An 18,171-nucleotide genomic window follows, 5' to 3' on the forward strand; every position below is an offset into this window, starting at 1 on the left:
AACCGCCGCAGCACCGCGATTCGACACCTCGATCGCTAAGTATGGCCCGGGATCAATGCCGATGTCGGCAGCGTCCGATCCGTCCGCTGCCGTCAGGTAGAGGTCAGAACGAGCGCTAACGACGACCCGGTGCGCGCCGCGCGTGCGGGTGAGGATTTGCCACACCAAGGAAACAATTCCAGTCAAGGCGCCTATGACTGCGACCACCAGACCAACGATCGATAAAACGAACGCCGGCAATGCGAATGGGTCGGTCAATTTGGCGAGGTCTCGGTTGGAGCAACTTGGCCGATGAGCCGATCCGACTGTGACAGGGTGAGGGCGATGCGGTCTGCATGCTCACGCACAATCTCGGATGGCATCTCATTGTCGACGACGATCAGCTGCAGTTCGCTTCCGTACTCTTCTGAGACCTCTGCGAATAGCCGGTACATGTCAAGGATTCGGTTCCCATCGAGACCCTCTCTGCCCGAGTTCGCCGAAACACCGTCAAGGATCAAGAGCCCGGGCATGTCGAGCTGACGATCGATGGCAACGGTGTGATGTGCGAGTGCGTGCGCGACATTTACGAGAGTCTTGAGTCCTTGGCTCGACAATTCATCAAAGGTGCGAGTGCTGACCTCCGGAAGGTAGGTTGTCCGATTGATCCGTACGGTCAACAACTCGCCGATGGTTGGCACGTGAAGCCGCTCAAGGTAATTCACCATCCGTCGTTCTAGCGCGACGATATTCTCCTCAGCCACCGCGATGCTCGTTCGATGCTCAGCAATCTCGACCTCTAGCTTGTCGAGTTGGGCGCGCAGCTCGGCAAGCCGTATCTCGCGCGTCGCTTCATGCTCGAACAGGGTAAGCGCTCTCTGGATCCATCGAACGTTGGCGTCGATTTCGGCTGACTTGGCAGCCACAGATCTGAGCGTGGAAGCCTGGGTTGATACAAAATCGGCCGTCGCAGCGTCAAGTTGCACCGAGAGCTCATCTAGTCGAGAACCAACCCCGTGACGAATTCCCTGGAGGACACTGATGCTGGCCTCACGGTCCTGCAAGAGTTGTCGCGTTTCGCTGATCTGGAAGGCCACACGGTCCTGTTCGCGCAGGAGTGAATCTCGCGATGGCAATGTGTCTGGCTCGGGTTGCTCACACAGATAGCAGATGGGTGTTTGCGCGCGATTGTGGTCAACGTCATGGCCGCAGCGCGGGCACACCATAAAGTCAAAATCCACCATCCACTCATCGGCCACTATCGCCCGCGTCAACCGCTTGGATTGTCCACCAAGTTGACGGTCGAGGTCGTTCAGGTTTCGGATTTGCGCTTGCTCGTCGCGAAGCCTCTGGTTAATTTCGTCTAACTCTGCTCTAGAGGCCAATAGATTCTCGCGGAGCTCAGCAATCTCCCCCGCTGGGTCAAACACCATGGTGCGAACGCTGCCCTGTTGCGCCCGTAGCTCCTCACGACGCTGCTCCTGAGCGAGGAGTTCGATCTCGAGGTCCTGCTTGCTGCCGAATTCGGAGCCAGCGAGAAATTGCTTGACGACCTCGCTCTCAGCCTCAGTCGCACGAATCTCCGCCTGAACGCGACGACTCTCGGCGACTAGCTGAGCGAGGGTTTCGTCGTAAAGCCCGTAAGCGATCTCGAAAACCCACTTCCTCTTCAGATCGCGAAACGTCTCCCTGTGACCGAAGACCTGGACGTCCAGCTCGTCGCCCGGGACGACGCAGTAGTTGAGCCAGTCGTTGATAGTCACCGGTGAAAGTTCTGTAGTTGGCTCTTGCCTCGCGCGGGGGACGTAAACCACTGGTAGTGCGAGCTCCTGCAACACAAACTCGCCGTAACCACCGGCGCCGGTTGCCGCAAGGCGGAGCGCTACCCCTTCGGGGTCGTCCTTTTGGGCGACCTCAACGGGTGCTGAAGCAGTCGTGACCGTTGGTCGATAGATTTCCCACGTCCTCGATCCCAGGACGACTTCGCCAGCAAGCGCGCGCACTTCCGCGGTCTCAGGGGGAAGGCTCGTGGGTATGTTCCCGACCAGTCCACGGAGAAGTCGGACAAGAGTGGTCTTTCCGGTGGTGATGTCACCGCGTATAAAGTTCAATCCCGGGTTGAATGTTACTGATCTCGCACCACCCACCAACTCGATCCGATCGACCTGCAACAGATGAGAACGGTCTCGCTCTCCTCGACCTAGATTGGCGGCTAAGTTCTCCATCAGATCTCCTCGTGCCATGCGGCGCCTGAAACGTCTGGAAGCTGGTAGACGATCTTCTTCAATCCCTCGCCCGTCAAGTCGAGGTGCCTTCGAAGAAGCGAAACCCGATCGGTAACTTCCTCGAATGCTCCGTCCTCGCGGAGCCGGTTCGCAAACTCAGCACCCAGGTCAGTCGTGCGATACCCAAGCGCACGTGTGGCTGCCGACGGAACGATCTCAACCAGCCCGCGACCAATCAGTGAACCGAGTATGGCGAAGTGGCTCGGATCCCAAGGTCCATATCGATAGCGCACCATCCTAGATTCGAGCGGACTGTCTTGTTGGAGGAGGGACGTGCGCGTCTTCTCGCTGACGCCCCGGTCCTCGAGAGTCTTAGCGAGATGCTTCGGATAGCGCAGGTAGAAATCAAGCTTCGCGAGTTTCACACGCCCTTCGAGGCTTCGCGGACCTCTCGAATCACGACTGAAACCGTCGATAAGGAGCAGAACCCGCGCTTCAGCTTCGCGGCTGGACCTGTACTTGGCGCGAAAGTCCGCGGGGCGAGACGTCGTGACATCCTCGTCGCTCACGACACGCCCCAGCCAAATCGGCATTGATCGGATACTCCGCAGAGGTGTCCCACCACCAGTCTGTAGTCCCCTTCAAAGACGCGATCAACGTCGGTCGCGTTTACGTCTTGTCCGTGGGTCATCATGGTGTGAAACACATGTTCCGCCGTGCTACCGACTCCGCCGTTCGCCGCATGAAGCGCGAGGAGTGAGTCAGCCATGCTCAAGACTCGGCTTTCTAACCGAATCAGCGAGTCATCGTCGACCCGTCCAGATGCCCGCCCTTTCACGGTGGCGACCTCGGCATCCGCTCGAACGTCGAGCGCCGACTTGAGTGTTGGCGTCCGCGCTCCAGCGCGGACGAGCTTGAGTTCCAGCAGAGAAGCCTCGCCGGCGGCTGCACGTTTGAACAGCTCTTCGTTGGATTCAGTGTTGGTCGGCGGGCACAGCGCACGAACCTGATCTCTGGTCAGCGACTGGCTCCGGATGGGATCCCAGTGCGTTTGATTTTCGGGTTCGGTCCGTGCTGCGCTCACTGCACGCCGAACTGTCAGAGGCTGCTCGGACGCGGCTTGCGCTGATGTAGCCGCTTGGAGGAGCTTCTCGTAAAGCGCCTCAACTTCCCAATAGGCCATTCCCGGCCAGACCGCGCCGATTGCTTTCATAACAACCGCGTCGATTGAAGCACGCGAGGGCTGCTGACAATGAATAACGAGGCGACTCAGGAAGTCAGTCAGCTTCCTGCCACGCAGACCCATGGCGCGGATCTTCGCCTTGATCTTGTCAGAAGCTTTCGTGGGGTCGTCAAAGAAGGTCGTCGTTTCTTTCTCATCGCCTTGAGGACCCTCAAGCCAAACCTCGAACTGCGAGATCTCCAGAATCTCAGCTTCGCTCGCGCTCAAGTACGCCTTAACGAGTGAGCTGATCGCGTGGTGCTCGCCACAGATCCTTGCCGCAGTCCAGGACCCCTTGTCCCGTGTCTTGAGCTGAGCGAAGCGGATGAGCGATGTCTGAACGATGACTAGATCCTCAACGTGCTCACAAACGACCGCGATCGGGCCCCCCGGACTCAGTGTCGCGAGTCCTTCTCGAACCGCGAGTTTGGCCTGCCACAGGAACCGTTCAAATGTGACTGTCCCCGTTGGATCTGATGCCATTCGGGCGAAAGCTCGAACCGACGAATCGTCGATGCTGCCTGGCACCGAGCCCGCCGATAACAAGTCGTCAGACACGCCTCCCCCTTATCTATTGGCGCGCGGTTGGTCAAACACTATCGGTGACCACATCGGAAGCCTCGCGAATTCACGCTTCATATCCGAGACCACACGACGCTAAAGGGGTCGACCACAGCGGTCGACCCCTTCAACATCGTGCTGCTTAGGCGATGGCCGGACTCATGTCCGGGGTGCTGTCAACGACAGGCCCGGTCGCAGATACGTCTGGGCCGTCAGCTTTTGGGGCGCGTCGGGTGACCTCGGCGGTGGTGTAGCGGAGCGAGGGGCCGACGCTGTCGGCGACGACTTCGGTGGCGGCTCGGGGTTCGCCGGTGGCCTGGTCGGTCCAGTGGCGGAACTCGAGGTTTCCGTTGACGATGACGGTGTCGCCCTTGGCGAGGCTGGCGCGGACGTTCTCGGCGGTGCGGCCGAAGACAGTGGTTCGGTGGTACTGGGTGTCTCCGTCGACCCACTTGCCGTCTTCGAGCTTGCGGTCGGTGACGGCGACGGTGAACTTGGCGAACTTGGTGCCGTTCTGGGATTCGCCGTAGTCGGGGTCGGCGACGAGGTTGCCTTCGATGGTGATCGGGACTCGTGTGCTCATCTTTCTGTTCCTTTCCTTTCGCGACCGCTGGCCGGGTCGCTGTCACTTGGAACTTCCGATTCGAGAGCAGAAAATGCGCGCAGGAGGCGCGCAAATCGCGGCGCCGACGCTCACTCATGGGCGTGGCCTTGGCATATCCAGTTGGCCCATTCCGCCGGGATCGCGTCGTCGCCGGTTTGTGGGAGTTCGGTGTGGCCGTTGTGGCATTCGCCGTTGTACCAAGTCGCCAGTCGCGGGATTGCGACGGCGAGGCGTTCGTGCCAGCCGATGGGTCCGTAGCCGGCGTCGAGGCTGTCATACGACACCAGCCACGCGGTGTGCAAGGCGGAGAGTTCTTCGACGAGCGCGCCGTGTTTGAACCAGCACGGTGGGATCTTCCGTGTAGCGATGTTGTAGCGGTGGATGAACCAGACCACCCAGCTCCGTAGGTCGGTCCAGACCTGCGAAGCGTCCTGGTCCTCCAGCGTGCGCCAGTTGATGACACGGATGCCGAGCATCCCCGGACTCTGCCGGGGCGCCTGGTCCTCCCATCCCTCGGCAATTGAGACGACGATGTCGTCCAGGGGGATGTCGTCGGTCACTGCTGTTCCAGAGACGCTTCGATGTAGTGGGCGATCTTGGCCTGGAGCCGGGCGATCGCCTGGATGGAGGCGGTTCGGCGAGAAACGAACCCCGAGAGCGCGTGGTCGCGTTCGATCAGCTGGTGCACGTACTCGTGGCAGCGCGGGTGCAGCGCCGCCAGGTCGTCGTGCCGCTCGTGAGCGGTCCAGCCATACGGGGTCTGAGTGACGCCGCGGTAGTCGAGATGGTGCAGTTCGAGGGAGCGGTCGCTGCCGGCGCCGAGGCAGAGGGCGCAGCGGATGACGCCGTTGCGGTGTCCTTCGTCGAGAAACCAGCGGTCGCGGCGAGCAAACCACGCCGACGAGTGCAGGAAGCGGATGCGGTAAGTGTTGTCCCGGGCCGGACGACGACGGTTGGACATCAGTGTCCCTCCCCCGCTGATCCTCGACGATCGAGCGCGGCTTGATACTGTTCGGTGAACACGACCTGCTGGTCGAGCTCGGTGAGCTTCTTCCCGGCCCTGACCCGACGGGCATCGTCGCGGTCCGTCCAACCGCGTAGGTCGAGCAGGATCCCGCGCCGGTTGCGGTAAGCGAGGAGACCAACACTTTCGGGCATGCGCCGGATCTCGTCGAGCGTCATGACCGGCACCTTCTCGTTCTGCACATTCGTCGACGTCCCGTTGTCGTTGTACGAGTGACCGGTGTTCCGCATCCGACGCGTCCCGAGGAGAGATTCGATGTCGCGGAGGTGGTCGACATCGGACGCGCCACCGAGGAGGAGCTTGGCCGTGGCTGCGGACCAGATCGTGTCGGCCTCCGACCGGGACCACGCGGTCTCGGCCTGTGAGAGGGCTTGGAGGACCACGATGGTGGAGATGCCGATTCCGCCGCCGTCGGCCATGATCCGCGGCAGCGCCGGCCAGGAGAACATGTTCGCGATCTCGTCCAAGATCACAGCGAGCGGAAAGCCGAGGCGGGAGCCGGGTGAGGCGAGCGCTTTGCGGCGCGCGGTCTCGACGATGTCGTCGAGGACTGCGCCGAGGAACCCGCCGACGGAGCCTGCGCCGGCGCCGGTTCCGACGAGGTACAGGCTGTTGGGTCCTGCGAGGAACGCGTCGAGGTCGAACTGCTCCCCCTGCCCGGGCGTCATCGCCTTTCGGATTGCGGGGATGGACAGCGGGCGGAGAGCGCCAAAGACGCCGAACCAGGTGTTGGCGAGGAGCTTCTCGTCACCGTTGATGATCGCGTCCAGGTCCTCGGACCAGCCCGGCGTTCCCTGGTTGGCGAGCACACTGACGGCTTCTCGCGCGATCCGGGGATTGGATCCCCACCGCGCCAGCGCGTCGGTGCCGCGGCCCGACACGGCGGCGGCGTGCAGCAGCCGGGACAGCACGTTGGAGGACACCTGCGCCCATTCCTGGTTGGTCTTGGACGTTCCGAGGGCGGTGCCGGCGATGATCGCCTGACCCCGCTGATCCGCGACCAGCGGATCCTCACATCCGGCCACCGGCGAGATTCGCAGCCCGGAGCGAACGCCGGTGAGCTCTTGAGGGTCGAAGACGGTGACCTCGCCGACGCGGGCGCGTTCGCGCATCGTGGCGGAGAGGTTGTCGTTGCGGGTGGAGGTGGTGATCAGCGGTCCGTCCCAGTCGAGGATGGCGTTGATGATGAATCGGTAACCCTTCCCGGAACGGGGCGCGCCCTCCACGACGATCGAGTCCTCGATCGATACGTAGACGTCCTGCCCATGGGCGCTACCGACTTTCCACCCCGCCGCAGCTGGCGACGGATCGACCAGCGACGGGCGTAGCGTCTTGGCCCGACGGAGCGCCGTGCGGGCGGACGTGTGCTTCCGGACTTCGCCGGGCTTGGCGAGCCCGTCACGCCCCCGGAGCTCGTGGATGAAGTACCGGTCGGACTGCCGATAACGAAGCCACCAGATCACCCCGACTGCAGTCGCGCCGAGAAGAAGGAAGACAGTAAGCAGATCCAGGACGCGGATCAATGTCACGGGAGCCGTGCATCCGGACGCCAGGGCGAACCCGCTTGGATCGCCGCTCATTGCCAGTTGCAGGCCAGCGAAGACGCTGCCCGGCTGGCCGCCACCGTCACAAGTCGTGGTGATGGTCGCGCTCGCGACGCCGGTAGCTAATGCGCCCGCGACGACGATCGCGAACAGGCTGTAGAGGGCGACGTGCGTCCAGGAGGAGCTGTGCGTTCTCATGCTCGTTCTCCGCCCATGGCGTCGGTGCGGAAGATGCCGAGTTCGTAGTCGGTGCAGATGTTGCGGACCTTCGCGACCCGGTCCTGCCCGATCTGCCAGAGCCCTTCACCCTTGTGGAGCTTGCGGACCAGGTCGGCTTGGGTGTCGTTCCAGCCCAGGATCTCCCGCGATCTGGCGATCTCCCCCGAGTGCTGCGCGTACGAGATCCGCGTTTCGCAGTCAGCGAGGAGACCGAGCGCCCGTGAGTGGAGGGCGCTGTTGCGGTCGCCAAGCGCATCGAGGTCAGCGACCCGGTGCAGCAGGTACCAGTTCGAGGTGCCGAGGTGACGGGCGATCTTCTCGTCCTCGACTCGGTCGGCGAGCCCGTCGCCGCCGGAGACGTCGTTGAGCAGCTCGACGGCGGCCTCTTCATGGATGATTACCCGGGCCTGCCGATTTGCGCCGAGGGAGGAGCGACGGATCCAGTTCGCGGTTGCCAGCCGGGCCAGCGCCTGCGCCTCGGGCGATGCGCCTTTCAGGGCGGAGGTGTCAACGACCATCATCGGGGCGTCGGCGTCGAAACGGACAGTGGAGGGTCCGTCGAAGAACCCGGTGAGGTCGCCAGAAACCATCCGACGCAGAGAGTGCGCGAGCCGGTGGCCGGCCTCGACCACCTCGAGCGGCTGGCCCAGGTCGGGGTCGACGAGGCGGTCGTAGACGTGGGTGATGGTGACGGTGGACTGGCCGCGCAGGGAATCGAGGGCGACGTCGAGGGCGGTGTGCTCGACCGGTTCCAGATTCCCGCCCTCGCGGAGGCGGCGGATGATCGTCTTCACCGTCGCGCGCCGGTACTGGAGGACGTTCTGATTCCAGTCCTCGTCGGAGAACGACGCATCCCGCGGGCCTTCGTCGAGCAGGTTGATTCGGGCGGCCTTGCCAGGTCCGACGGAGATGGAGGTGCCGCCGACGTAGGTGGCGACACGCATCCACTCCCCGTTCGGATCGTGAGGAACGGCGACCTTCCGACCCAGCCGAGCGAGCCTCGACGACCAGGACTTGGCCAGCATCGACTTGCCCGTCCCCTTCACCCCAAGGATCGCGACCGAGTGAGACCGGACGGCCTCGGCGGAGTAGGCATCCCAGGGGTCGAAGCAGAACGGCGCCCGAGAGAGCAGGTTCTCCCCGATATACGCGCCGGTGAGGATGTCCCCGGTCTCCGCCAGGAACGGATACGCCCCACCGAGAACTTTGGAGGAGCACCGATGTGCGGGTGGGGTGGCGCGCAGTGGACCACGCAGGTTGTGCGGCTGCCTCCACCCCCAGGCCGGCATCTTCGACGCGGGCAGCTCCGCGGACTGAACCTTCCAGCCCGAGTTCTCGTCCGAAAGGGTGGACTGGCGCTGGCGGCCGTTGCCGCCGGGCTTCTCGTTCGCTGGGATGCGACCGATGACGGCTGACTGTCTCATCTCATTCCCCTTCCACCGGCACCGGCAGCGCCGCGGTAACGAACCCCGCGGCCTGCTGTCCGGACATTGAAGCGAGGACAAGCCGGGCCGGATGCGAGGCCTGCTCGATGTCCGTCCGCGCCTTAGCAAGGGCGTCCTTGGATTCGGCGGAGATGGTGACGAACCCGCGGTACTGGACGTCGCCGAACCCGTCCACGAGGTCGTGCTCCCGCACCGCCAGATCTTCTTCTTCGCGGAGGTGGGTGAGCGGGATTCGGGAGGACAGCTTCATCCGGATCGTCGCAGCCGTCTCCATGTCCGACTGGGCCCGGTTCAGCTGGGCCAGCGCCTTGTGCGTTGCCACTGGACGTACCTGCAGAGTGATCACGCGGGTAGCGTCCCCGGCGTACAGGAGCGGTTCGAGGAAGCCGGTGCGGACGTCAGTGCGCGGCCATTCAGCGACCCAGAACGTCTGATGCCAGGACTCATCCACGCGCAGCGCATCCCAGCCCTCGTCGATCCCCATCACCGGCGACGGCGCGGATACAACGCTCGAGTCCTGTTCCCTCCGGCTCGCGGCCGCGACCGGGTCGGCGGACAGCGCATTAAGCTCGTCCAGCTCGTCGGACGTGAGCCAGCCGGCCGGAGTGAGCCGAGCGTGCTCCATTGAGGTCTCGATGCCGGCGACCCGCTCCCTGAGCACAGCGGCGAGGCCGGCGAGGCCCTTGCCCGCGTCGCGGATGGCGCTGTTGAGGGCGGTGGTGTCGAAGGTGAGCGTGATGTAGTTCGTGAACCCCATCGACCGCTTTGACGCCGCCTGCGTGAGTGCCCAGTACTGCTCGCGTAGCTCAGCGGTGACCTGCGGGTCGTGCTCATTCTGCCGAACCACCAGGTAGTCGCGAAGCTCGTTCGAGGAGGCTCGGTCAACCCGGATCCGGATCGTGGTCTCCCGCACCCCTGGGAGGTTTTCCAGGGAGCTGAGCCATTCGACGAACCCGTCGTAGGCGGCCTCCTGGGTGCCTTTGTCGCGGAGGGCCCATGCGCGAGAACCGACTTTGACGGTGACCGCTGCCAGCCGTCCGCGGGCGTTGTAGACAAACGCTCCTGCGCCGGGGATCTGGACCAGTTGAACGTCGCCCAGGGCGCCGGGAAGGAGGAACTTTGAGGTGACAACGGGTGCGACTGCGGCCACCTGGGCTTGGCCGACGCTCAGGGATGCCATGGTCACCCGGAGCCAGACATCGCGGCGGAAGGCGGTTTGGCCGGTGAGGCTGCGGTAGACGTAGCGGGCGGCTTGTGCTGCGATGACGAGCACGGGCTCACGTCGGTAGGTAGCGAGCGCGAAGAACACCACCAGCGCGATGAGCGGGAGCATCACCCAGAACGCGTTGAGGTTGATGAACAGCGTTGCCAGCAGCATGGCGATGGCGGCGCCGATGACGACGAGCTGCAGGAAGGTGAGGCCGAGGAAAATGCCTCGTCGCTCCCGGGCGGCGAAGCGGACCCGGGGTGCGCCTTCGTCGGTGAGGATCTGGTCGGCGATGAAGGTGGTCATGAGTTATCTCCCAACCTTGATGACCCGGGCGGCCGAGCGGACCGGAGCGGCGGCGGTGTTTACCCGCGAGAATTGGTCGCGCACCGAGAACCGGTGGTGAAGGGCGGTGCCTACCTCGGCACCGGCGAAGGACACGAGCTTCGTTGCCCACAACGGGGAGAACGATGCGGCAATCACCGCCCCCGCAGCGACGAGGATGACCCCGATGCTGAGGCTCGCCTTTGTCAGTTCCACGGCGAGGAGCACGACACCGGCGGCGAGAGGTTTGGCGATCAGCAGGCCGATGGTCAGGTTCATCCATCTTTGTGCCCAGGCGGTGAGCTTGGGCTGGCCGATCATCATTAGCCCCACCGGGGCCATCGCCGCGAGGGCGAGGAGCCCAAACTCGCGAATGGACATGGCGATGAAGAGGAAGAGCGAGGCGATCATCATCAGTCCGACCACGAGCAACGCCATCACGTACTCGCCGACCGAGCCCGGACCTTGCGCACCTTGGGTGACGATAGTGAAGATGACGCCACCTTGGGTGAATTGGGCGTTGTGCATGACCGCGTTGGGCGCTTGCTTGGTGACGTCGAGGATCCCGACTACCCGCAGGAGTCCCTTGCTCAGGTCGCCGCCTTGGACGGTCGAGGTGAGGCTGGCGGTCACGGCATCGGTTACTCCAGACGCCTTCTGCATCCCCCACACGCATATCGCCGAGAACGGGATGGCTAGGGCGGCGCCAGCCGCGGTGCGGCCGATCCGGGACCAGTCCTGCAGGATCATCGCTATCCCGATCTGCACCAGGGCCACGATCAGAATGACCGGGGCGGTGACGGCGATCCAGAACAAGAACTGCGAGTGGGCGATCTGCCAGCTGCCCTGATCGATGTTGGTGTTGAACGAGCCGGCGATCATGGTGGCGATGAAGTCGCCCAAGTTCCGGATCGTGGAGCCCATGAATTGGGCAACCGTCTGTGAGGCTTGGCAGCCAAAGTCGGCCATGAAGCAGCCGTAGTTCGGCGAGAACGGGTCCGGCGGAGCAGCAGCGGCTGAGATGAGCATCGGGATCATGCCACCTTCAGCGACTGACCCCAGTTGATGAGTCCAGCGATTCCGGCGGCGACGGCGACCCCGGCGACGCAACTCATGACGCCGACGATTCCCATCTTCTGGACTCGTCCGTTGCTAGAGACGTGGCCGACGACGATGAACCCGGCCGCGATCAGGCCCCCGATCACGCCGAGCGAGAGCACGATCGCGAACACAACGTTCGCGATCGACTGGAGAGCGCCGACGCCGGGGCCCGAGAAGTCGGGTGACGGGTTGTTCACCGTCGACACGTTGATCGCGCGAACGTGAACGGTGACAAGGGCTTCGTTGAGTGCGTTCATGAGTGGGTCTTCCTTTCGGTGTGATTGGTTCTCGGCTCGGGGTCTCGGGTCTCGGTCATCCGATTCGCTGCTAGCAGCCCGGAACCGACGATTCCGAGCAGGGTGATGCCGACGATGAGCAGGAGGCCGAGCACGTTCTGCAGGAGTTCCATGGGGCTACTCCCCACTCGCATTGGCCGCGCCCGTCGCGGACACGGGCAGCGGGACGGTAAGACCCAGCGGTCGTCCCTCGGAGGGGACGTTCATGGTGAGGAGAAGCCGGTCGACGCCGGCCGGCAGGTACCAGGCGGCGCCGAAGGACCGTTCCTTGTCGTTCGGGATCGTCCAAGTAGGTCTGTCGCGGAAGAGCCCGCTCGGCAGCCACGCGAGCCCGGCGGCTTTGGCGGCCGCAGGTCCGTCGGCGGTGTCGAGCACGGCCGGCTCGGGACGTCCGTCGAACTGCGTGCCTTTGAGCGTGGTACCTGTGACGTCCTGGTAGGTCTGGTTTCCCTGCGATGGCTTCCATTCGCCGGTCATCGTGAACTTCACGAAGATCACCGGCGTCCCTATCGGAAACAGTTCTTGGCTCGAATCCGGGAGGGTGCATCGGCAGCCGTGCTTCGCCTTGAAGGTCTTCCCGGGGAAGACCTTCACGTAGACGGTGTCCACGATGCCGTCAGCTGCGGGAGTCGCGTCGGACGGAGTCGCGGTGGGGGCGGCCGGTGCGACGGTCGTGAACGAAGGCTTCGGGGCGGGAGCGCTTGCTGCGCAGCCCGTCAGGACAATGAATGGGAAGAGTGCCGCGATTGCGATCAGCCTCTTGTTCATCTTGATTCACCTCGATTTCGTGGGCGCCTTCACTTAGAACTTCCGGTTCGGCGTAGTTTTTGGCGCGCACCTCCGGACTTCTTTGGTCAGGGCACCTGGATGTGTTGGTGGTTGCAGGTATCGGGGAAGTCGCTGGTGATGTTCGTCAGGAGGCCCAGCGAAACGTCAGCGCGTGCGCGGCAGTCGCTTTGGCCAGCCGATGACCCGTGAGGGGCGTACGGGTCCAGCACGTGAATCAGCTGGACTGAGAGGGCGTCGGCGCCGGTGAGGGACTGCCGGTTGATCGCGTAGAAGTCCACCGCTTTGCCCTTCCAGTGCGCCGACTTGGTTCCGGCGCCGGGGGTCATGCCCGTGCAGCGCCGGTTCAGGTCGCTGATTCCGACCTGTTGGAACGACTGGACGGCGACGACGATCAGCTGGAGCACGTGTGCATCGATCGTGCAGTCCGGTGTCGCGGTCCCGTCGGCCATGTTGATGACCTGCTGCTGGTAGCGCGGCTCAAGGAAGTTGAGCGTCTTCGCCTGGATTGCACCGACGAGGACCGCGGCCGCAGCGCGGGCGTCCGCTGGCACTTCGCAGGTACCCGCGCTCGCGCCGGACAGAGCCGCCAACACGTGCTCGGCCGGTGTCCAGAACCGCGCATAGTGGTACGGGTCGGCGTTGATCTGGACCGCGTGCGCAACGAGCGTCGGAGCGAGTGTCTGCCAGTCCGGGACGTGCAGCATGCGTGTGTAGAACGCGGCGGCCGCGGTCGCCGGGTCCATCCGATGCGCAGGGGTCCCATAGCCGGCGCCCTGCTGGAAGACGCCAATGGTCGTGTTGTCGACGGCATCCCCGTGGTCGAGATTGCGGAGCCCGGATTCGCCGATGGCGACCATCAACGCGAGAGTCTGGCCGTGCGGGGGAACGCTCATCTGCTGGCCAACGACGATAATCGTTGCTGCGATCTTCAGTTGCCCCGTTCCGTACCCGTCGACGTTCTGGCCGGCTTCGACGGACGGGGCGGATCCGCCGCACACTCCCCCACCACCGAAGCCGCTCGCGCCCATTGCGAGCACCAGCGACACCGGGACGGCGACGAGCGCGACAGGGACGATCAGGACGATGACCGCCGCGACGATCAGGAGGTTCCGGGTCGTCTTCGGATGAGCGATGGCCTGCGCCGCAGCGGTGCCGACGCCGATCACGCCGCCACCTCCTGCTCCAGGACGGATCGGGCGATCATCAGCAACCGCTTCGCTGTCGCTATCCGCGCCCGCGCAGAGCCGGGATGGATGTGCAATCTCGCGGCGATGGTGCCCGCGTCGTCACCGATCATCCCCGCGACCTCACGGAACCCACCGGTCTCGGGCACGCACGAGACGATCACGGACCCCGTCATTGGCAGTCCCGCGTCTGCGGCCGCGAGCGCGGCGAGCACAGTTCGTGCGGTCTGGCACACTCGGTCATGGATCGTGCGGACGCCACGTTTGGACAGCTGATGCGCGCCTGCTACCCGCTCGGCGTCACCGTTTGCCAGGCTCAGGTCGCTCATCACGTGCCAGTCAGATGGACCGACGAAATCGGCGACCAGCACCATCCACCGGTGCGCGTCGAACCGCCGGATCATCGCCTCCAAGGGGTCGATGTCCGAGCCGGACTCGACGTCGTCCGGAACGTCGTCGATCGAGACATGCTTCCGCTCGATCTCCCGCAGCACGACATGACGGGTGATGCCGAACACGAATGCGTGCGGCGACCCACGCTGGGGATCGTATGCGGAGCATCGGTGCCAGACCGTCTCCCGGGCGATCTGTAGAACGGCTTCGACCTCATTCGGCCAGCCGCGCAATTGAAAACGGACGTACGGTCGCAACGTGTCGACTTCACGGAGCAGCTCGGTGAGAAGAGCATCCGGCCGCGTGCGGACTTGGGTTCCTCCAGCCACGAGATCACAACCTTCCTTGGACTGGGGTGGCTACTGCGAAGGACCGGGTTCGAGCCGGGATGGCTCGTGAGATTGCGCGAATGGGCGCGGGGTAGCGCCGGTGCGGATGGGTGTTTGGGTCGGCCGAGCGTCGCCGGGGAGGTCGGGGCGGCGCGCCCGGATTCGGTGATGGAGAAGCGACTTCGACTCTGAAGCTCGGGAGTCTCAGTCACGATGCGTTACCGCCGCCCTGACTCGAATCGAGAGCCGAGCGTCACGGTGATCGAGGTAAGAATCAGCCGCTCCATTTGGTGCCGCACGCTACCCCCGAATAGGGGACGAAGGCGGATGGCACGCCGAGGTGAACCAGCTGTTCTACTGACAGCTATCGCACTGCAAGTTGCCCATTGGATCGACCGGCACGAGATAGCCATCCACGAAGTCCTGGATCACGCCAGGGCCGACCGGAGCCGGCTCGACTACGCGGGAACTCCGGTCTTCGTCTGGGCGCTCGCTTCCAGCCATGCCAATACCTCCGCCCTCTTATAGAGGATGGTGCGCGGCGTCGGCTTGTAGAACCGAGGCCCCCCGCCGTGCCAGCGAAGATAGCCCAGGGCCTTCAGACTCATGCCCGTAAGGTCAGCCACCTCTTCTGGTGGGATGAATTCTCCTGTCATCTCAATTCCTCCGTTCGACAACTCGGGAGCTCCTGGATTGTTGAATTGACAGTAGCGGCTATTCGCTGGATTGACAAGCACCGAGGCGCTATTCTGTCGAAATGACGGATTATCGATCGGAACCTGGCGTCGGAGCGCGTATCAAGTTGGCGCGGCGCCAACGTGGTTATCGCACTACCCGCGAGCTCGCGGATGCGATCCCCGGCGGCAATGTCACTGCGGCGGTTCTGGAAAACATCGAGTCCGGCAGAAAGGCCGATATCAGCGTTAGTCAGCTGTTGAACATCGCTCGCGGCTTGGGGGTTCCTCCGAGCATGCTGCTCGCGCCAATCGGTTCCCCCAGCTCCGAACTCGATCTTCCCAACCTCAGCGACCAGTTCAACGGGATGACTGCTGCCGAATTCGATTGCTGGCTGTCCGCAACGCCGGCAAGCTCGTACAAGCCGAGGCTCGCAGCAGAGCGAGTCGATACTGACGTGCTGAATTCGCTGCGCGAGCTTGGGACGCTCCGGCGAGAACTCGAACGTCTGCGCATGGTACTGGACGTCCAGAGCGCATCCGGTGATCCAGACCTCCTCGGCAGCAGCGACGACGTCCGGAATCGCATCGACAGGGTCACCAGCGAAGCATCTCGCGTGGCGGGTCTGTTAGTTAATGCTGGGATCTCCGACGGATCCGACAACGCGTCATAACCGGCGGGAGGACGCCAGATGGGCAGCATCGAATCGTACGAAAGCGCCAAGGGCAAGCGCTACGTCGTTCGGTACCGGACGCCCGAACGACGGCAGGGCGCCAAGCGCGGCTTCCAGACGAAACGCGACGCCGAGTTGTACTTGGCATCCATCGAGACGAGCAAGGCCCGTGGCGAGTACATCGACGCGAGCGCTGCGAGAACAACGATCAACTCACTGGGCGTCGAGTGGCTCGCCAACCAGACGCATCTGAAGCCGTCGTCGCTCCGCCCGCTCGAGATCGCGTGGCGGCTCCAGGTCCAACCACGATGGGGCAACGTCGCCGTGGGAGACGTTCGTCACTCGGACGTTCAGGCATGGGTCACGTCGTTGACCGCGGGACGTTCGGCGACGACTGTCTTGCGCGCCTACGGCGTGCTCGCTGGCATCCTCGACGTTGCGGTACGCGATCGCCGCGTCCCCAACAACGTCGCGCGCGGGGCACGACTCCCCCGCAAGGTCGCTCGAGCGCACCGCTACCTCAGCCACCAGCAGGTCCACGATCTGGCAAGGTCCAGCGGTAAGCACGAGGCGCTGATACTGGTGCTCGCTTACACCGGTCTTCGGTGGGGCGAGGTGACGGCACTGCGTGTGCGCGACGTCGACCTGAAGCGGCGACGAATCGTCGTGTCCGAGAACGCAGTCGAGGTAGGCCGCGAAACCATCGTCGGCACTCCTAAGTCCCACAAGCGGCGTTCCGTCGCCTTTCCCTCATTCCTTGCAGACGCACTCACGAGTGTCGTTGCCGATAAGCAGCCGAACGACCTCCTGTTCCCCGGCCGCTTGGGCGAGCACCTCAAGCGCGCGACACGCGGAGAACGGACCTGGTTCAAGGCCGCCCTCGCGAGTGCGGAAATCGAGCCGATGACGGTACACGACCTCCGGCATACTGCAGCGAGCCTGGCTGTAAGCGCTGGTGCGAACGTGAAAGCCGTTCAGCGGATGCTGGGTCACGCCTCCGCCGCGATGACCCTAGACGTATACGCCGACCTCTTCGACGACGATCTCGACGCCGTGGCGGACGCTCTGGATTTGGCCGTGGGCCGAGCGCTGAGGGACGCGGTAGTGGCAAGATCGGCTCGTGCAGTCAAACCCTGACAACCGAACCCAGCTCGAGCAAGGCCTCTATGCCGCCGCAAAGGACGAAGCGCGGCGGGGTCTCACTAGCCACGCCGCCGAAGACGATGGCGATCTTAGGCGGGCATCTATGGCGCTGGGAGCAGCCGTGGAGTACTTGATTGCGTCCTTCGTGGCTCACATTGATCCTGTGCTGCTCGCCGACCGAAACAGTCCATTATCCATGGTCGCGCTTTCCCGTCACAATAAATCCGGACGCCTCGATCTTCGAGCGCACCGGACAGCGAAGCTTACCGACCAGGTCAGGTACATCTCGCTTGCCTTTCCGACTCTCAATCTCGCTGCCCGAGTCGATTCGGTCATGGAAGTGCGTAACGCCGCTGCGCATGCTGCTCTCACTGGACGATCGGCGGCCGCCGAAGCCGCAGTCGCCTGCGTCAGTATCGTGGGCGACCTTCACGTTCATCAGATCGAATGGGAAGAAGAGGACTTTTGGGGTGAAGAGCTGCAACCGCTTGTAAGGGAACTACGCGATGTTCGCAGCACAGAAGTGTCGCGACGAGTCGCAACCAAGCTAGCTGCGGCGCGAGATACAGTCAGCGTCCTCAGCGCCGGACTCTCTGACACGGATCGCGAGCGAGCGCTAAGCATCCTAGAAGGGCGCCCCGTACCCGTTCGGCTTCCTCACGACTGGCAGCAGACTCCTTGGAAGTGCCCCGCGTGCGAGCGAATGGGGAAGCTGACCTACATTCGCGAGCGAGCAGAGGAGATCACCACTGAGAGCATCTACGACCACAACGGACAGTTTGACAGCGAGTGGTTCGTTCATGAGGTCTACGGGTTGCCTGCCGAGTTCCGGTGTTCGGTGTGTGGATTGTTCCTCGATGAGGCGTCGGGTGAAATGGAACCGTTCGCCCCGATGAACAGGCAAGTAGAGCTTCAGCCAGAACCGGCGGACGAAAGCGTGCTGGACTGGGAGCCGGATGAGGACTGGCTCCGCGGCCGATAACCTCTGTGCTGACCCCGGAAAGGCTCATCAGGCGGGCTTCGTGCCGCTCCAGTTGTGCGCAAAATGTGCGCAAATCGTCACTGGTTCATCGCTGGGGAGACGCCGTTTCCCAGCAAATTCCTGGGAAGAGGGAGTTCTACATCATGCGGAGGGCGTGGGATTCGAACCCACGAGACATTTCTGCCCACCAGTTTTCAAGACTGGCTCCATCGGCCGCTCGGACAGCCCTCCCGGCGCCGGCGCTAACCGGCG

Annotated in this window: 18 protein-coding genes and 1 tRNA gene; 3 read left to right on the top strand and 16 right to left on the bottom strand. The window is 63.7% G+C overall.

The genetic code is table 11. The features are described 5' to 3' along the window. Positions 1 to 254: 254 nt before the first annotated feature. The 15 genes from ACFVWR_RS01545 to ACFVWR_RS01615 all read right to left on the bottom strand — a co-directional run bounded on the left by ACFVWR_RS01545 (position 255) and on the right by ACFVWR_RS01615 (position 14,242). Positions 255 to 1,742 carry a hypothetical protein gene (locus ACFVWR_RS01545; protein ID WP_387207299.1) on the bottom strand — a complete coding sequence of 496 codons (1,488 nt, stop codon included), beginning with the start codon at positions 1,740 to 1,742 and terminating at the stop codon, positions 255 to 257. Positions 1,743 to 2,203: 461 nt separating this feature from the next. Further along, positions 2,204 to 2,773 (bottom strand): hypothetical protein, encoded by a 570-nt coding sequence (locus ACFVWR_RS01550; RefSeq protein ID WP_387207300.1) that lies wholly within the window; start codon positions 2,771 to 2,773, stop codon positions 2,204 to 2,206. Next, complete coding sequence (locus ACFVWR_RS01555) at positions 2,770 to 3,984, bottom strand: dsDNA nuclease domain-containing protein (RefSeq protein WP_387207301.1); 1,215 nt, start codon at positions 3,982 to 3,984, stop codon at positions 2,770 to 2,772. Before ACFVWR_RS01555 ends, ACFVWR_RS01550 begins: the two co-directional genes overlap by 4 nt. Positions 3,985 to 4,129: 145 nt before the next feature. Further along, positions 4,130 to 4,570, bottom strand: a complete 441-nt coding sequence (locus tag ACFVWR_RS01560) for a single-stranded DNA-binding protein (RefSeq protein WP_387207302.1) — start codon at positions 4,568 to 4,570, stop codon at positions 4,130 to 4,132. Positions 4,571 to 4,680: 110 nt separating this feature from the next. Next, positions 4,681 to 5,151, bottom strand: coding sequence for a hypothetical protein (locus tag ACFVWR_RS01565; RefSeq protein ID WP_387207303.1), 471 nt, complete (start codon positions 5,149 to 5,151; stop codon positions 4,681 to 4,683). Continuing rightward, positions 5,148 to 5,552, bottom strand: a complete 405-nt coding sequence (locus ACFVWR_RS01570; protein ID WP_387207304.1) for a hypothetical protein — start codon at positions 5,550 to 5,552, stop codon at positions 5,148 to 5,150. Before ACFVWR_RS01570 ends, ACFVWR_RS01565 begins: the two co-directional genes overlap by 4 nt. Then, positions 5,552 to 7,357, bottom strand: coding sequence for a type IV secretory system conjugative DNA transfer family protein (locus ACFVWR_RS01575; RefSeq protein WP_387207305.1), 1,806 nt, complete (start codon positions 7,355 to 7,357; stop codon positions 5,552 to 5,554). Before ACFVWR_RS01575 ends, ACFVWR_RS01570 begins: the two co-directional genes overlap by 1 nt. Beyond that, entirely contained in the window at positions 7,354 to 8,802 is a 1,449-nt protein-coding gene (locus tag ACFVWR_RS01580; protein WP_387207306.1) for an ATP-binding protein, read from the bottom strand. Before ACFVWR_RS01580 ends, ACFVWR_RS01575 begins: the two co-directional genes overlap by 4 nt. 1 nt (position 8,803) lies before the next feature. Then, positions 8,804 to 10,336, bottom strand: a complete 1,533-nt coding sequence (locus ACFVWR_RS01585) for an SCO6880 family protein (RefSeq protein WP_387207307.1) — start codon at positions 10,334 to 10,336, stop codon at positions 8,804 to 8,806. 3 nt (positions 10,337 to 10,339) lie between these two features. After that, positions 10,340 to 11,392, bottom strand: coding sequence for a hypothetical protein (locus ACFVWR_RS01590; protein ID WP_387207308.1), 1,053 nt, complete (start codon positions 11,390 to 11,392; stop codon positions 10,340 to 10,342). After that, a complete protein-coding gene (locus tag ACFVWR_RS01595; RefSeq protein ID WP_387207309.1) occupies positions 11,389 to 11,712 on the bottom strand; it encodes a hypothetical protein in 324 nt (107 codons plus the stop codon). The genes ACFVWR_RS01590 and ACFVWR_RS01595 overlap by 4 nt, the downstream gene beginning before the upstream one ends. After that, complete coding sequence (locus ACFVWR_RS01600; protein WP_387207310.1) at positions 11,709 to 11,864, bottom strand: hypothetical protein; 156 nt, start codon at positions 11,862 to 11,864, stop codon at positions 11,709 to 11,711. Before ACFVWR_RS01600 ends, ACFVWR_RS01595 begins: the two co-directional genes overlap by 4 nt. Positions 11,865 to 11,868: 4 nt before the next feature. Further along, entirely contained in the window at positions 11,869 to 12,519 is a 651-nt protein-coding gene (locus tag ACFVWR_RS01605) for a hypothetical protein (protein ID WP_387207311.1), read from the bottom strand. Positions 12,520 to 12,605: 86 nt separating this feature from the next. Continuing rightward, positions 12,606 to 13,706 carry a hypothetical protein gene (locus ACFVWR_RS01610; protein ID WP_387207312.1) on the bottom strand — a complete coding sequence of 367 codons (1,101 nt, stop codon included), beginning with the start codon at positions 13,704 to 13,706 and terminating at the stop codon, positions 12,606 to 12,608. Beyond that, the gene (locus tag ACFVWR_RS01615) at positions 13,703 to 14,242 is read right to left on the bottom strand and encodes a hypothetical protein (RefSeq protein ID WP_387207313.1); all 540 of its coding nucleotides are present in this window, start codon (positions 14,240 to 14,242) and stop codon (positions 13,703 to 13,705) included. The genes ACFVWR_RS01610 and ACFVWR_RS01615 overlap by 4 nt, the downstream gene beginning before the upstream one ends. Positions 14,243 to 15,203: 961 nt before the next feature. Between ACFVWR_RS01615 and ACFVWR_RS01620 the strand changes: the two genes are divergently transcribed. The 3 genes from ACFVWR_RS01620 to ACFVWR_RS01630 all read left to right on the top strand — a co-directional run bounded on the left by ACFVWR_RS01620 (position 15,204) and on the right by ACFVWR_RS01630 (position 17,919). Continuing rightward, positions 15,204 to 15,794, top strand: a complete 591-nt coding sequence (locus tag ACFVWR_RS01620; RefSeq protein WP_387207314.1) for a helix-turn-helix domain-containing protein — start codon at positions 15,204 to 15,206, stop codon at positions 15,792 to 15,794. 18 nt (positions 15,795 to 15,812) lie between these two features. Continuing rightward, positions 15,813 to 16,931 (top strand): tyrosine-type recombinase/integrase, encoded by a 1,119-nt coding sequence (locus tag ACFVWR_RS01625; RefSeq protein WP_387207315.1) that lies wholly within the window; start codon positions 15,813 to 15,815, stop codon positions 16,929 to 16,931. Positions 16,932 to 17,040: 109 nt separating this feature from the next. After that, positions 17,041 to 17,919, top strand: coding sequence for a hypothetical protein (locus ACFVWR_RS01630; RefSeq protein ID WP_387207316.1), 879 nt, complete (start codon positions 17,041 to 17,043; stop codon positions 17,917 to 17,919). A gap of 146 nt (positions 17,920 to 18,065) precedes the next feature. On the opposite strand, the gene ACFVWR_RS01635 is transcribed toward ACFVWR_RS01630, so the two are convergent. After that, positions 18,066 to 18,150: transfer RNA gene (locus tag ACFVWR_RS01635), tRNA-Ser, on the bottom strand. Positions 18,151 to 18,171: the final 21 nt, after the last annotated feature.

The sequence above is a fragment of the Leifsonia sp. NPDC058292 genome, from assembly GCF_042880955.1.
Classification (GTDB): Bacteria; Actinomycetota; Actinomycetes; order Actinomycetales; family Microbacteriaceae; genus Leifsonia.

What these genes read in the sequence shown, in the direction of transcription:
- ACFVWR_RS01630 (WP_387207316.1), top strand. Translation starts at nt 17,041, where the DNA reads ATGGCGCTGGGAGCAGCCGTGGAGTACTTGATTGCGTCCTTCGTGGCT.
- ACFVWR_RS01580 (WP_387207306.1), bottom strand. Translation starts at nt 8,802, where the DNA reads ATGAGACAGTCAGCCGTCATCGGTCGCATCCCAGCGAACGAGAAGCCC.
- ACFVWR_RS01605 (WP_387207311.1), bottom strand. Translation starts at nt 12,519, where the DNA reads ATGAACAAGAGGCTGATCGCAATCGCGGCACTCTTCCCATTCATTGTC.
- ACFVWR_RS01585 (WP_387207307.1), bottom strand. Translation starts at nt 10,336, where the DNA reads ATGACCACCTTCATCGCCGACCAGATCCTCACCGACGAAGGCGCACCC.
- ACFVWR_RS01575 (WP_387207305.1), bottom strand. Translation starts at nt 7,357, where the DNA reads ATGAGAACGCACAGCTCCTCCTGGACGCACGTCGCCCTCTACAGCCTG.
- ACFVWR_RS01620 (WP_387207314.1), top strand. Translation starts at nt 15,204, where the DNA reads ATGACGGATTATCGATCGGAACCTGGCGTCGGAGCGCGTATCAAGTTG.
- ACFVWR_RS01560 (WP_387207302.1), bottom strand. Translation starts at nt 4,570, where the DNA reads ATGAGCACACGAGTCCCGATCACCATCGAAGGCAACCTCGTCGCCGAC.
- ACFVWR_RS01625 (WP_387207315.1), top strand. Translation starts at nt 15,813, where the DNA reads ATGGGCAGCATCGAATCGTACGAAAGCGCCAAGGGCAAGCGCTACGTC.
- ACFVWR_RS01600 (WP_387207310.1), bottom strand. Translation starts at nt 11,864, where the DNA reads ATGGAACTCCTGCAGAACGTGCTCGGCCTCCTGCTCATCGTCGGCATC.
- ACFVWR_RS01595 (WP_387207309.1), bottom strand. Translation starts at nt 11,712, where the DNA reads ATGAACGCACTCAACGAAGCCCTTGTCACCGTTCACGTTCGCGCGATC.
- ACFVWR_RS01570 (WP_387207304.1), bottom strand. Translation starts at nt 5,552, where the DNA reads ATGTCCAACCGTCGTCGTCCGGCCCGGGACAACACTTACCGCATCCGC.
- ACFVWR_RS01590 (WP_387207308.1), bottom strand. Translation starts at nt 11,392, where the DNA reads ATGATCCCGATGCTCATCTCAGCCGCTGCTGCTCCGCCGGACCCGTTC.